Annotated in this window: 10 protein-coding genes and 1 pseudogene; 2 read left to right on the forward strand and 9 right to left on the reverse strand. The window is 63.3% G+C overall.

The genetic code is table 11. From position 1 onward, the window contains the following. Positions 1–78 precede the first annotated feature (78 nt). Complete coding sequence (locus tag N1058_RS19680; protein WP_265519295.1) at positions 79–8,424, forward strand: glycoside hydrolase family 94 protein; 8,346 nt, start codon at positions 79–81, stop codon at positions 8,422–8,424. A 37-nt stretch (positions 8,425–8,461) separates the two neighbouring features. Beyond that, positions 8,462–8,710, forward strand: a pseudogene (locus N1058_RS19685) (SDR family oxidoreductase); the annotation flags it as partial. Positions 8,711–9,099: 389 nt separating this feature from the next. Here N1058_RS19685 and N1058_RS19690 read toward each other — a convergent pair. From N1058_RS19690 to N1058_RS24285, 9 genes are all read right to left on the reverse strand, one after another. Then, complete coding sequence (locus N1058_RS19690; protein WP_265519296.1) at positions 9,100–9,528, reverse strand: DUF2267 domain-containing protein; 429 nt, start codon at positions 9,526–9,528, stop codon at positions 9,100–9,102. Between the two features lie 75 nt (positions 9,529–9,603). After that, positions 9,604–10,380 (reverse strand): Crp/Fnr family transcriptional regulator, encoded by a 777-nt coding sequence (locus N1058_RS19695; protein ID WP_265519297.1) that lies wholly within the window; start codon positions 10,378–10,380, stop codon positions 9,604–9,606. Between the two features lie 216 nt (positions 10,381–10,596). Beyond that, positions 10,597–10,965, reverse strand: coding sequence for an SHOCT domain-containing protein (locus N1058_RS19700; protein ID WP_265519298.1), 369 nt, complete (start codon positions 10,963–10,965; stop codon positions 10,597–10,599). 31 nt (positions 10,966–10,996) lie between these two features. Next, positions 10,997–11,464, reverse strand: a complete 468-nt coding sequence (locus N1058_RS19705; protein WP_265519299.1) for an EF-hand domain-containing protein — start codon at positions 11,462–11,464, stop codon at positions 10,997–10,999. A 13-nt stretch (positions 11,465–11,477) separates the two neighbouring features. Further along, positions 11,478–11,711, reverse strand: a complete 234-nt coding sequence (locus N1058_RS19710) for a hypothetical protein (RefSeq protein WP_265519300.1) — start codon at positions 11,709–11,711, stop codon at positions 11,478–11,480. A gap of 52 nt (positions 11,712–11,763) precedes the next feature. Continuing rightward, a complete protein-coding gene (locus N1058_RS19715; protein ID WP_157016687.1) occupies positions 11,764–12,291 on the reverse strand; it encodes an Hsp20/alpha crystallin family protein in 528 nt (175 codons plus the stop codon). A gap of 273 nt (positions 12,292–12,564) precedes the next feature. Beyond that, complete coding sequence (locus N1058_RS19720; protein ID WP_265519301.1) at positions 12,565–12,870, reverse strand: XRE family transcriptional regulator; 306 nt, start codon at positions 12,868–12,870, stop codon at positions 12,565–12,567. A gap of 56 nt (positions 12,871–12,926) precedes the next feature. Then, positions 12,927–13,256, reverse strand: coding sequence for a hypothetical protein (locus N1058_RS19725; RefSeq protein ID WP_265519302.1), 330 nt, complete (start codon positions 13,254–13,256; stop codon positions 12,927–12,929). 168 nt (positions 13,257–13,424) lie between these two features. Next, entirely contained in the window at positions 13,425–13,910 is a 486-nt protein-coding gene (locus tag N1058_RS24285) for a host attachment protein (RefSeq protein WP_420848022.1), read from the reverse strand. Positions 13,911–13,925: the final 15 nt, after the last annotated feature.

Raw genomic sequence — 13,925 nt, forward strand, 5'->3', positions numbered from 1 at the left:
GCTCGGGCGCTGGCTGAATGCCACCGCCCATCGAAGCTGAAGCCACGCCGCGTCGAGCCTTGGCGGAAGCTCGCCAAGATGGATGAGTGGCTTCGGTCATTGAGGATCGCTGCCGCCGATCCCGAGCCGCAGGGCGCCAAGGCTGCCGAGTGGCTGCTGGACAATGATTACCAGATACGACGCGCGATCCGGCAGGTTGCGCGTGACATGCCGGAGGATTTTTACGAAAGGCTGCCCAGCCTGGAAAACGAGGAAGACGTGGGAATCCCGCGCATTCTGGCGCTGGCCTTCGGATATTTGCACGCGTCGCATCTTCAGCTTTCGCTGACGTCGGTTGTGCAGTACATCCGCGCCTATCAGGAGAGCGCACCGCTCACGATCGGTGAATTGTGGGCTTTGCCGACCATGCTGCGACTTGCCTGCCTGGAAATTCTTGCGGACGCTTGCGGCCACCTGTTTCCGGAGGTGCGGCCGCCCTTCGTGCCGACGCGTTACGTGAAGCTCTTTAACGCGTTCGACGACACGGACCGGGTCGCCCGCGTGCTCACCAATCTCATCGGCATGGCATCCATTCCCTGGAAGGACTTCTTTGACCGTACGAGCCTTGTGGAGGCCGCGCTGCGGGATGATCCTGCCGGCATCTATCCGCGCATGGATTTCGCGACGCGGGACCGCTACCGCAAGGCGGTCGAGGAACTGGCGGCAGGTACCGATATCGACGAGTCGGAAGTCGCAAGACAGGCCGTGGCGAGGGCTGGAGGCGTGTCCGAAGGTCCTTGCGACCATGTCGGCCACTGGCTTGTCGGCGACGGCCGGTATTCCTTCGAGCATCTGCTGGGCTGCAAGATGCTGCTCCGGATCACATGCAGCCGCTGGCTCCGCCGTCACCCGGGCCTGCTCTACATAACGGCGCTTCTGGCCGCCTCGGCGGCGGCGCTGATACTGCCCGTCGCCTATCTGGCGATCGTGGGCGCGGGCACAATCGGCCTGGCCATTGGTGCAATGCTGGCGCTGCTGCCGGCGTCGGTGCTCGGCATCACCTTCGTTCACTGGGTCATCACGCTTATGGTCCCACCGCGCGTCATGCCCAAGCTGGATTTCGAGAAGGGTATTCCTGAGGACTGCGCGACCGCGGTGACCGTGCCCGTCATCATACGCAGGGCGGACGAAATCGGGCGGCTGATGGAGAGGCTCGAAGCGCACCGCCTTGCCAACCCGGATCCGTCCCTGCGTTTCGTGCTGCTGAGCGATTTCGCCGATGCGCTGCAGGAGCATGCGCCGGGCGACGAGGAGATCGAGGCGGCGCTTGTGGCTGGTATCCACCGGCTCAACGCGCGCTACGGCGCCGACGAAAGCGGGCCCTTTTATCTCTTGCACCGGCCGCGGCGGCTAAATCCCTGCGAGGGCTGCTGGATGGGCTGGGAGCGCAAGCGCGGCAAGCTCGAGGAGTTCAATCGCCTTGTGCTCGAAGGCGACATGTCACGCTTCAGCCTGATCGAGGGCGATGCGGAGCGTCTGCGCCGCGTCCGTTTCGTCGTCACCGTGGATGCGGATACGGTGCTGCCGCCGGGCGCCGTGAACCGACTCGCCGGCGCGCTGGCGCATCCGCTCAACGAGGCGCGCTTCGATGAACGCTCGGGCCGCGTGCGTACGGGCTACACTATCCTGCAGCCGCGCGTGGAGATCTCGCCGCTGAGCGGCAACCGCTCGCCCTTCGCGCGCCTTTATGCCGGCAATACGGCGATCGACATCTATTCGCGCGCGGTCTCCGACGTCTATCAGGACCTCTTCGGCGAAGGCATCTATGTCGGAAAAGGCATCTACGAGGTCGCTTCCTTCCAGAAGAGCCTTGAAGGCCGCGTGCCGGAAAACGCGCTCGTCAGCCACGACCTTTTCGAGGGCGTGCACGGTCGCGCGGCCTTGGTGAGCGACATTGTGCTCTACGAGGATTTCCCGGCGGGCTATGTCGAGTATGCGCGCCGCTGGCACCGTTGGGTGCGAGGTGACTGGCAGCTCCTGCCGTGGCTGATGCGGCATGTGCCAGGGGCAAGCGGTCGGCGTGCCAACGACCTTTCCACGCTCGACCGCTGGAAGATCCTGGACAATTTCCGCCGCAGCCTCGTGCCGCTGTCGCTGCTGCTGCTTGCGCTAGCCGGCTGGCTGGTGCTGCCGGGCAGTCCGTGGGTCTGGACCCTGCTGACGGTTGCCGCACCTGGCGCCTATTTGTTCACGGATCTCGTCACGGGCCTGGCACGTGGCCCCCGACGCGGCGCCATGCAAGGGCTCGTTCACAATGTGAAAGACCATTCCGGGCGCTGGGCGCTTGCCATTGTCTTCCTGGTTCACGATGCGGCGGTCGCCGTCGACGCGATAATGCGCACATGCTGGCGCCTGTGCGTCTCGCGCCGGCATCTGCTCGAATGGACGTCCGCCGCCCATACGGCCGCCGCCGTCGACGGAGCTGGCCCCCGCCTGGCGGCCTGGCGCTACATGTGGTTCACGCCAGTGTTCTCCGTCCTGACGGCGGTTGCGGTCCTGTCTATAAATCCGGCCGCTCTTGTTGCGTCCGCACCACTGCTCGCCGTGTGGTTGATCTCGCCGGAAATCGCCGTGCTCATCAGCCGTCGCAAGAAGCCGCCGGTGGAGGAGGTGCGGTCGCAGGACCTGGCTTTCCTGCGGCGGCTTGCGCGGCGGACATGGCTTTATTTCGAGACATTCGTCGGCCCCGCCGACAACTGGCTGCCGCCGGATAACTTCCAAGAGGAGCCGCACTCGGCCATCGCGCATCGCACCTCGCCGACCAATATCGGCATGATGTTCCTGTCCGCGCTCACCGCCTGGGACCTTGGATATGTGGACTCCCGTGAGTTGGCGGTGCGTTTGCGCAACACGTTCGACACGCTCGGCCGGCTCGCCAAGCATCGCGGTCATGTCCTCAACTGGTACGATACGCACACGCTCGAGCCGCTGGAGCCCCGTTATGTCTCGACCGTCGACAGTGGCAATCTCGCCGTTTGCCTTGTTGCGTTAAAGGCGGGATGCGAGGAGGCGGCATCCGCACCCTTTCTGAGACCGCAAGCGTGGGATGGGCTTGCCGACACGCTGGAGGTTCTTACCGAGGCGACGGCCGCCTTGCCATATGAGGGCGGCGGCGCACTCGAGACCGTGCGGTCCCGTCTGTCGACGCTCGTTTCCCGAGCCCGCAACGATGTGACTATGTCCTGGCCGGTGTTGATCGAGATCACGGCACAAGCGTTTCCTCGTTTCGAGGAGGCCCTTGCGCAAGCGATATCGACTTCGCGTGAAGACCAGACGGCCGAGCACTTGCACTCCATTCAGGTCTGGCTCGAACGGACACGACACCATCTCACGCGCATGCAGCGCGATTTTCGGGAGCTTTTCCCTTGGCTGCCCATTCTGGACGACGTGCCTGCCGGCTTTGAGGCGCTGGCCCTGGAGCTGGGGCAGGTGCTGTGCACACCAGTTTCTCCGCCTGATATCGGCGAGCGCTGTTCCAAGGTTCGCTCCGGGATCGCGGAAGCCAAAGCCACAGCGAAGGGTGAAGCCGCCGCTTGGCTGCACGACCTCGAAGCTGCACTTGAAGAGGGCTGCACGCGCCAGAATGCGCTCCACCAGGAATTGCTGGAATTGGCACGAACGAGCGAGGAGCTGGCCTTCGCAATGGATTTCCGCCCGCTGTTCGACGGCGAGGCGCGGCTTTTCCACATCGGCTACAATGTCAGCGCCGACCGGCTGGACCCCTCGCACTACGATCTTCTGGCAAGTGAGGCTCGGCTTGCCAGCTTCTTCGCCATCGCCAAGGGCGATGTCGCTTTCGAGCACTGGTTCCATCTCGGACGTCCGCTCGCGCGCGAAAAAGGCGGCCTGGCGCTGATCTCATGGAACGGCTCCATGTTCGAATATCTGATGCCGCCGCTGCTTTTGAGAAGCGCCCCCGAGACGCTCTTGGGCGAGAGCGAGCGCACAGCAGTCGATATCCAGCGCCGCCATGCCGAAAGGCTCGGCGTGCCCTGGGGTATTTCGGAATCCTCCTTCGCTTCCCGCGACGCCGACCACAACTACCGCTACCGCGGTTTCGGCGTGTCGGAACTGGGACTGCGCCGCGATCTCGCCCAAGACCTGGTCGTCGCACCTTATGCGACGGCGCTCGCCTTGCCCGTGCGGACGGATTTGGCGGTGCAGAACTTGCGAACGCTCGAAGAGCTCGGCCTTGGCGGGCTCTACGGCCTGTTCGAGGCCGCCGACTTTACGCCCGAGCGCCTACCGTCCGGACGGCGCTTCGTACCCGTCCGTAGCTACATGGCGCACCACCAGGGCATGATTCTCGCCGCCCTCGACAACGCGCTTTGCGCCGGCGCGCTGGTGCGACGCTTCAATGCCCACGCCAATGTGCGCGCCATCGCGCTTCTGGTGCAGGAGCGCATTCCGTGGGAGCTGCCGCCGGAGTTTCAGGCATCCGAACTGGTGGAGCCGGAGGAGGAGCGGCAGAAGCGAGCGCTGCCTGCGCCGTCTCCCTGGCAGCCGCCTGGGGACAGCCCGCTGCCGCAGGTCCACGCGCTTGGAAATGGCAGCCTCTCGAGCCACGTCAGCACGAGCGGGGGCGGAGGGCTCTCCTGGCGAGGCCACGCGTTGACCCGTTGGCAGCCTGACCCCACGCGCGACGATGCAGGGCTGTGGCTTTATGTCAGAGACGAAGACGATGGCGCGCTATGGTCGATTGCGCGGCAGCCAACCGGCGTCGCCGCCGAGGAGGAAAGGATCGTCTTCCACCCCCACCTGGCAGAGTTTCATCGCCGCGACCGTGGCATCGGCCTCCGGATGGAGATGGGCGTCGCCCATGACGACGACGTGGAAATCAGGCGCATCGGCATCGTCAACGAAAGCGACACCGAACGCCGCCTGCGCCTCGTCTCCTACGGCGAAGTGGTGCTCGCACCGGCGCTGGAGCACGAGCGCCATCCGGCCTTCAGCAAGCTCTTCGTGGGCAGCGAATATCTCCCCGGCCTCACAGGGCTTCTCTTCACGCGCCGCCCGCGGAGGGTGGAGGAAAAGCCGCCTTTCCTCCTTCACCGTATCGTCCCGGACGACGCTGGGGTAGAGATCGCGGGTTTCGAAACCGACCGGTACCGCTTCATCGGGCGCAACGGCACCCTGCGCGGGCCGCGGGCGTTGCGTGACGGGCTGACGGACACGTCCGGATGGACGCTCGATCCCGTCATGGCATTCGACATGCACATGACGCTCGCGCCGGGCGAGCGCCGGCGGTTTTCGCTCGTCACCATGGTCGCGGAATCGCGCGAGGCGGTGCTGCGCCTCGCCGACCGCTACACAACGCCGGCAGCGCTCGACTGGGCGCTTGACGATGCGGCGACGGAGGCGGCACGCGAGGTGCGGCAGCTCGGCCTCGAGCCGGGGCACCTGCCCGAACTGCAGGCGCTGTCGTCGCTGCTGATCTGCCGCCATCCGGCCTTGCGTGCCGCGCCCGAGGTCGTCGCGGCCAACCGGCTGGGCCAGCCCAGGCTGTGGAGCTTCGGCATTTCCGGCGATCATCCGATCCTACTCGTCCATGCGGGCGATCCCGAAAACGTCGATCTTCTGCGCGTGCTGATCGCAGGCCTGAAGACATGGCACCGGCGCGGCATCCAGGCCGATCTCGTAATCATGCGGCCGGGCATTTCGGGCTATATCGAACCCTTGCGCGAGAAGCTTCTGTCGCTTTTGCAGGAAGCGCAAGCGCAGGAGCTTCTGGGGCGTGCAGGCGGAGTGCATCTGGTACTGCGCGACCAGGTGGGGGAGGAGGACCGTCGGCTGCTCGAAGCCTGCGCTGTCGCCGTGCTCGACACGGCGCGTGGTACGCTGGGCGAACAGCTCGCTGCAGCGGCCGAGATGCGGCCTCAGGCGCCGCATTTCGAGCCGACTTTGGCACCTCGACCCGCTGAGATACCGGACATCGCCCGGCAGGAGGGTCTTTTGTTCGACAACGGATATGGCGGTTTCACAGAGGACGGCCGTGAATATGTGATCCATCTGAAGCCGGGAGAGGCAACGCCGGCGCCGTGGTGCAACGTGCTGGCCAACGACGTTTTCGGCACGCTCGTGACCGAGGCCGGCGGCGGCTTTACCTGGGCGGTAAACAGCGGCGAGAACCGATTGACGCCCTGGACCAACGATCCCGTCGCGGATCCCGGCCCCGAGGCGCTCTATCTCCGCGACGAGGAGACCGCCGAGGTCTGGACGCCTACCCCGCGGCCCGCAGGCGGCGATCGGGCGCACGAAATCCGCCACGGCGCCGGCTACACCGTCTGGCGCAGCGCCGCTCGTGGACTCAAACAAAGGCTGACCGTCTTCGTGCCGCCGGACGACCCGGTCAAGATCGTCCGGCTCGAACTCGACAATCCGCAACCGAGGGCCCGCAGAGTAACCGCCACCTACTATGCCGAGTGGCTGCTGGGCAGCTTGCCCCGCATGGCACGGCCCTTCGTGGTGTGCGGTTACGATCCCTCCTGCCACATGCTGTATGCGCGCAACCCATGGAATCCGGATTTCGCCGACCGAGTGGCATTCCTGACCTCAAACCTGCCGCCGCACAGCTTCACCACCGATCGGGAGGACTTCCTGTGGCGGGAAGGCGACCCGGTGCTGCCGGCAGGTCTGACACGCTGGGACTTCGGACAGCGCGCCCGACCCGGTGCAGACGCTTGTGCGGCTTTCCAGGTGCATCTCGACATTGAGGCGAACGGCAGGGCCGAGGCCATCTTCATCCTGGGGCAGGGGAGCGATTTCGCCGAAGCCGCAGATCTCGCCCAACGCTGGCAGGACCCGTCGCGCTGTGAGGACGCTTTTAACGACCTCGCACAGTTGTGGGACCGCCGGCTCGGTGCCGTGCAGGTCTCGACGCCAGATCCGGCCATGGACCTGATGCTTAATCGCTGGCTCCTCTATCAGGTCTATTCCTCACGGCTTGTGGCGCGCGCTGGCTTTTACCAGGCGGGCGGAGCCTACGGCTTCCGCGATCAGTTGCAGGACGTGCTTGCGCTTTTGTGGAGCGAGCCAGAGCGGGCACGGGCGCACATCCTGAAGGCCGCCGCGCATCAGTTCGAGGAGGGCGACGTGCTGCACTGGTGGCATCCACCGAGTGATCGGGGCGTGCGCACGCGCTGCTCCGACGACCTTCTATGGCTTCCCCACGTGACGGAGGCGTATGTCGAGGCCACGGGCGACGAGGCGATCCTGGAGGAGAAGGTGCCGTTCCTGCAAGCATCCCCGCTGACGGAAAAGGAGGATGACCGCTATGCGCGCTACGACACGCTGAGCGAGCCACGCACACTGTTCGAGCACTGCGAGCGCGCCCTGGAGCGCGGCATCACCAGCGGCGCCCACGGCCTGCCGCTGATGGGCAGCGGCGACTGGAACGACGGCATGGACCGGGTCGGTCGCGAAGGGCGCGGCGAGAGCGTGTGGCTCGCCTGGTTCGCCATCGCCACGATGAAGCGCTTCTACCTGCTTGCCCGCATCATGAAGCGCGGCGACCTCGCGGCGCGGTGGGAAAGCCGCGCGCGGGAAATGGAAGAAGCGGTCGAGGCTGCCGCCTGGGATGGCGGCTGGTATCTGCGCGCGGTCGACGACGACGGCAATCCCCTGGGGACGTCGGGCGCCGAGGAGTGCCGCATCGATTCCATCGCCCAATCTTGGGCGGTTCTCGCGCTTGAGGTGCCGTCGCGCCGCGCGAGGACCGCGCTGAAGAATGCCGAGAGTGAGCTTGTCTCGCAGGAGGCGCGGCTCGCACGCTTGCTATGGCCGCCCTTCGACAAGACGCCGCTCGATCCTGGGTACATCAAGGCCTATCCGCCCGGGATACGCGAGAATGGCGGGCAATATTCCCATGCAGGCGCGTGGCTCGGTCATGCCTTTGCCCGTCTTGGCGAAGGTGACAGGGCGGCCGGAATCTTCGGCTGCCTCAATCCGCTTACCCATGCAGCGGCCAGGCCCGATGCGGAGCACTACCGTGTCGAGCCCTATGTGGTGGCCGCCGACATCGCCGGCGTCGAACCGCATACCGGTCGCGGCGGGTGGACCTGGTACACGGGGGCGGCTGCCTGGACCTGGCGACTTGGCATCGAGGCGATCCTGGGTCTGAAGCTCAGCCGGGGACGGCTTGTGATCGACCCTGCGCTCCCCAAGGGCTGGGTCGGCTTCAAGGCAAAGATCAGGGCGCCGGGCGGTACTCTGGAGATCGAGGTTGAGGACCCGCAAGGGATGGGTCGCGGCCGCACTGAGATCACGGTTGACGGCAAAAGGCATGAGGGCGGCATCGCGCTGCCGACAGACGGGAAGACGCTCCGGGTCCAAGTCCGCCTGAAGCCCGTCGCGACCCAGCGCGCAAAAGCGGCCGAACGGATTTGAGCCGTGCTTTGATACCGGTCAAGGCGCGCTTGAATACGGCAAGCAGGGCATTCGCGTGAATTCCATCTGCCCGGGCGGCATCGATACGCGCATGCTGGATTCGCTGGCAGTGCAGTCGAGCAGCGGCAGGATGACTAGTCATGAAATGATGGATCCTCTGCACCCCATCGGGCGCATCGGCAAACCGGAGGAAGTCGCGGAACTGATCGTTTGGCTATGCTCTGATCGCGCGTCGTTCGTTACTGGCGCAAATATCCCCGTCGACGGCGGATTCGTCGCGCAGTAGCCTTACTCCCGGGTCTCTCACGCTTAGACATCCAGTCGACAATACGGAAGAAGATTTCCGGTGCGTATGTGGATACGGGAAGTATGGGCCTTGAGCCCGGCTCCCACCAGCCCGCGGGCTTACTCAGCAGCAGCCAGGCGTGATCGCGCTCACGCTTGTGGCCGATCTCATCGGGCATGAAGTCGATCTTCCTGCCTGGTAGCGAGAAGGCATAGAGGTGCCGACCGGCTTGTACGTAGTAGCAATGCGGCCCTTGAGTTGGGCCAGGTCTTGTAGAGTATAGCGCACGAGGTCGGGCGGAGAGAACCGGTCCATCCATGAAAGCGGCTGCGGCATTCGTCCGCCATGCGCGACAAACGGCTGCTTGCCGCGCCCCCGAAAGCAGTCCGTTAGTGTGCCGGCCACAGCTGGCGTAGCGACTTCTTCATGGAGTTGCGGACCTGGAGGATCTCGCCGGACGAGATATGGCGGTCGAGCAACCGAAACACGGCGGCTATGGCCGTATCGGCGTCGTTTGGCATGTCGTCACCGAGATCGCTTGCGATACGGAAGACGAAGTCGTCCTTCTTGCGGTCCCATACCGGGCTTTCCTGGGGTTGCCAGCCCTCGAAGAAGATGCCGCGGACCAGGACGGGAAGTTGCGCGGAGAGATCGGCGGCTTCCTCCGGGGAAAGCCAGTCGCGAAGCGCGTGAAGGATCGAGCGGAGGAGACGATAGGCGCGTGGCTCGCTCCAATTCAGATCGGCCGCGAGTTCGTTCACCCATTGCTGCGCCTGCTGCGCGGCCTGGGTGAAGCTGGATATGGTGGTGTGTGTCATGGCAGTGCTCCTGAAAAGCACTTATTCCCACGGTCGGCGGCCAGCCGCATTGAGCCTTATCAAGTCTCGCGCCGATCAGGCGGTGCGCAACGTCCGTTCCACGGGAACGCTGAGCTTCATTTCGGTATCGTCGCTTCCAGAAAGTTCGACCAGCCGGCGTTCGTCCAGGATACGGAAATGCTGGGGGTCGATAATGCCCAACACACGCTGGCGAGCCATCTCCTGAATAGAGCGGCTGATCGATTCGACCGTCGTCCCAAGATAGGCGGCCATGTCTCGGCGCGAGATCGGGATCGTTACCGAGTTGCCCAGGCATTGAACGGTATCCGATTGCAATTTGGCCGAGCGGCGGCGAAGGATCAGGAGAAAGGTGGCAATGCGTTCAGTCACCGATTGGCAGCCCAGTAGCAACATCCAATTCTGCGCGCTCTCAAGCTCATCGAGCATCGAGAGCAGCATCCGGTGCTCCAATGCAGGGAATTGCGAAAGCAAGATTTCGAAGCCGGCACGACTGTAGCAGCATAGCGTCACGTCCGTTGCCGCTTCGATCGAAACATTTGAGGTGGAGGAGAAGACGCGGCCGAACATATCGGAAGGCATCAGGAGCCCAACGATCAGCTGTCGTCCGTCGTACAGCGTCTTCTGCATTCTTAGCACGCCACTCGTGACGGTGCCGACGAAGGGAGCTTCCTCTTCCTCACCGACGATAATTTCGCCTGCAGCATATCTTTTGATCCGCCCGAGACGCTGGAGTTGCCGGTGCAATTCCGGTTCCATCCCCTGACATATGGAACAGCGCTGGGTGGTTGATTGATCGGCTGCGGGCGTGTGCAGGGTGGACAGCGCGGTCATTGGTTTCCTCGACAGGCAAGGATGCAATTTCGCGCCGCTGGTCGTTGAGGCAAGCAGCGGTCGGGCTGCGTCCTGTTTCCTTCTTAGATGCCAGATTGGCAGAGTCGACCGCTTTGAACTTTGCTCAGGATCAAAGAATTCGGTGGCTCACGATCAGTTATTGAAAAGGCCGGATCTTTGATCCGGCCTTCAGGCAGCGGTACATTGGGGTGCCGCCTATTTCTCAAGCACCTGCCGACGATCCTCAAACTCTTTCTTGTCGATTTCGCCGCGGGCGAAACGCTCCCTCAGGATTTCGAGTGGCGTCAAGCCTGCGGCTGATTGCTGTAGCCCCGGGGTGGTCTGCCAACCTCCTCCCGCCCAACGGACGAGCAGGACCGTGACGGCAATCAAAGCCGCCAACACCAGAATGACGGTGAGCGGTCCAAAGATCATCATGCCATACAAACCGCTCCCCCAGTCCATCATGTGGGGGCCGTAGACATATCGGCCTTGTTCCGTCACCTCCTGCGCCAGCGCCGGGCCGGAAAGGAAGCCGGTGATGGCACTTCCTGCCACCACAAAGAGAGTGAACATCTTCAGCATTTTTAACTCCATCGCGCCAGGCCGCCGCGCTCTATTCCTGGATGAACTGGCGGATCTCGTCCGGCGTCACGTTTCCGTCCTTGTCCGCGTCGATGCTATCGAAGATCCGTTTGTGAATGGCCGAAACTTCCTCGAAGGAGAGGCCGCCGTCACCGTTGGCATCCGCAATGGCAAACATGATCTTCATCATGTGCGGCCGCACAGGCCGCATGGGCATGGCGCCCATCATCCCCGGCTGCATGGCACCCATCATATTGGGCATCATGCCGCCACCCATCATACCAGGACCCCCTTGCCCCATCATGCCGGGGCGGGCGGGCTGCTCTTCTTGTGGCGCTTCGGCATCTGCCTGGGGAGATGGCGCGGCCTGAGCAACAACCGGATGATGTGCATCATGGGACGTATCCGTCTGTGCGGCGGGTGCCGAGGTTGCGGCGGCTGTCACCAACGCCGCCAGGACTAGCGTCGTTGGAAATGCGGTTCTGATATTGACATGCATGGAAACCTCCATCTCATTCATTGCACATATGCGCCGAGGCGCGACGCGCGCTTATGCCACCATTGTCTTCCCCCTGCCGGGGCGGGCGGAAAGCCGCTTGTGCCAGATGCTCCAAGTCCGGCTCCCAGATGCTCAATCCGAGATACCGTCGGATCGCCGCGTCCGGGACGCCGAGATCGCGTAGGACCGCGATGGACAGTGCGAGCTCCATGGCCTGGCGGAGATCGGGTAGCTGTGATCGTGCCATGTCTCTTTTCCCGACTCTTACGTGTGCCCGCTCCGGCGCTGGCTTCGCCGTCTCACGCGGCCTTGACTTCGATCTTCTTGTCGGCCTTCTGCGCCTGAGCTGTCTTCGGCAGTCTTACAGTCAGGACACCTTTGGTGAAGGTAGCCTCGATCCTGTCTGCATCCACCCCGTCGGGGACCCGGAAAGAGCGCTGGAAGGAGCCATAGCGGCGCTCGGACAGGTAGTAGTCCTTTTCTTTTTCCTCCTTCTCTTCCTTCTTCTCGCCCTTGATCGTCAGCGTGTGGTTGGAAAGCTTGATCTCGACGTTCTTTTCGTCGATGCCGGGAAGCTCGGCCGTGATTTCGTATTCCTTCTCCTTCTCGACGAGATCCATTGCCGGCGCGACCTGCCAGGCGGCGCGGCTGAACTTCGGCATCTCGAGGTCGAGGACTGCACGGGACGGCAGGCGCCAGCCCAAGGGATGGAAATCGTCGAAGAGACGATCGATTTCCCGCCGCAGGCTTTCAAACGGTGCCCATCCTTCAGCAGGCGTAGTGGACTTTTCGGATTTCACCGGCAGTTTTGTGGCAGCTTCGGCCATGGATCTATACTCCTTGTTTCTCCTGGAACTACCAGGTGCCGCCGCCTCCGTCCGTGGCCATCGGGATCTCCCTGAAGGCGCGCGGGCCGGAGGCAAGCGGACCCGCCTGTCAGGTGTCTTCGCCGGTCTGGTCGTCACGTCGCGAGATGCGCCTTGCGGCGGCTTCTTGCGTCCGCTTCTCCGAACCGGCTCAGCCTGACAAGAGCTACATCAAACCGGAAAGGCAGCCGCAGGGCATTGATGCGCGTCAACTTCGCGCCGAATTGCCCGGCTTTACGGAACGTCGTCTTCAGCCGCCCTGCCGCCTTCGCTCTCCCAAGCAGAGATGCGACGGGTCTGGTCCGCGTCGAACCGAAGGCGCACACCGACCCCACCAGCCGCGTCGTTACCGATGAACCTCGCGCCAAGCCTTTCAAGGCCGGCCTGCAATCGGGACATGTCGTCAAGGGGCTCGATCAATCCGGACGTCTCGAAATCGGCGATCCTTTCCAGCGGGACGCCTGTTGTGTGTGCTAGCAAGGCGCGATCGACCTGTGTCAGGATTCGTGCGGCCCGGCACTGTTCGGGTGTGATCGCCATGGGGTTCGGCTCCAATGGATGAGTTCCTTCGGCGTCGCCGTGATCGGCTGGCGCGCTCAATAGCCCACCATCTGTTTCTTACGTGCGAGGAGCAGCCGTCTTGCGGCGCTGAGCGCCTCGTGGATGGGGAGGTTGACGTTTTCGGCGGCGCGTTGCTTCGTCCCACGAGCCGCGTCACGATGATATCTGGTCCGGAACGCGCAGAGCGACATGAACTTTAAATGTGCGTCCTGAAAGCTTCCTCTTTTGCGCGGCCTCGATGGCGACATCACAGCTGACGATGCGGTCGAAGAACTTTCGATCTCGCCGATACGGCGCAACACGTAGCCGTCGAATGCGCCGGACGGCTCCATATTGCGGAAAGTGATCTTCGGCGGATTTTGCATGTCAGTCCCCAATATCGGACTTGCCGGGGCTGGACATTGACGGAGGTCAACTTAGCCCCAAGGCTGCGCAAGGAAACCCCGTGTGGGAGAAGTGATATAGATCTTGTCGTTAAAGAGATGAGCGCCCGCTATCATTAACCTCGAATCATCGGATTTCATAAATCCCGATCAACGGGACGTTCGATCGAGCTGAGAATGGCTGACGCAGGGACGTAGGCCGGCGAGAGCAGTGTGGAGTTTATCGGCCGGAAGTTTTGTGAGGTCTTTGCCTATCTCGCTGACGACCAGCTCCTTTAGTGTCTGAGGGAGCAATTGTCGGAGAATGCCAAGCATTCGCGGCTCTGCGACAATCGCCAGACGATCGAACTGGCCGGCGGTGTGTCGGTCCTGAAGATGCTCGCTCAACATCAACGCGAACCGTACCTGGCGATCTCGGACCGGATCGGAATGATACTCTATCGCAGACCGTCGCGCGCCGCACGATTCAAAGCTACGTCCCGGACGGTCGGACATGATTTGCCGAAGCGGCTTGTGCTCGACTTCGTAGATGAGATCGTCGAGACGCTCTCCGATTTCCGTATCGCACGCCAGCTTGCGCACGATGCGCGCCTTTGCACCATCCGCCACGAGAATCCAGGTTCTCGGCTTCTTCATCGTACTTCTCCGTTG

Origin of the sequence: Nitratireductor luteus, from assembly GCF_026162365.1 — a bacterium.
Taxonomy (GTDB): domain Bacteria; phylum Pseudomonadota; class Alphaproteobacteria; order Rhizobiales; family Rhizobiaceae; genus Chelativorans; species Chelativorans luteus.

Bases quoted from the DNA above. Each gene is read 5' to 3' on its own strand.
- N1058_RS19695 (WP_265519297.1), bottom strand. From the start codon at position 10,380: ATGACCGCGCTGTCCACCCTGCACACGCCCGCAGCCGATCAATCAACC.
- N1058_RS19700 (WP_265519298.1), bottom strand. From the start codon at position 10,965: ATGCTGAAGATGTTCACTCTCTTTGTGGTGGCAGGAAGTGCCATCACC.
- N1058_RS19720 (WP_265519301.1), bottom strand. From the start codon at position 12,870: ATGGCGATCACACCCGAACAGTGCCGGGCCGCACGAATCCTGACACAG.
- N1058_RS19690 (WP_265519296.1), bottom strand. From the start codon at position 9,528: ATGACACACACCACCATATCCAGCTTCACCCAGGCCGCGCAGCAGGCG.
- N1058_RS19725 (WP_265519302.1), bottom strand. From the start codon at position 13,256: ATGCAAAATCCGCCGAAGATCACTTTCCGCAATATGGAGCCGTCCGGC.
- N1058_RS19710 (WP_265519300.1), bottom strand. From the start codon at position 11,711: ATGGCACGATCACAGCTACCCGATCTCCGCCAGGCCATGGAGCTCGCA.
- N1058_RS24285 (WP_420848022.1), bottom strand. From the start codon at position 13,910: ATGAAGAAGCCGAGAACCTGGATTCTCGTGGCGGATGGTGCAAAGGCG.
- N1058_RS19705 (WP_265519299.1), bottom strand. From the start codon at position 11,464: ATGCATGTCAATATCAGAACCGCATTTCCAACGACGCTAGTCCTGGCG.
- N1058_RS19680 (WP_265519295.1), top strand. From the start codon at position 79: ATGGATGAGTGGCTTCGGTCATTGAGGATCGCTGCCGCCGATCCCGAG.
- N1058_RS19715 (WP_157016687.1), bottom strand. From the start codon at position 12,291: ATGGCCGAAGCTGCCACAAAACTGCCGGTGAAATCCGAAAAGTCCACT.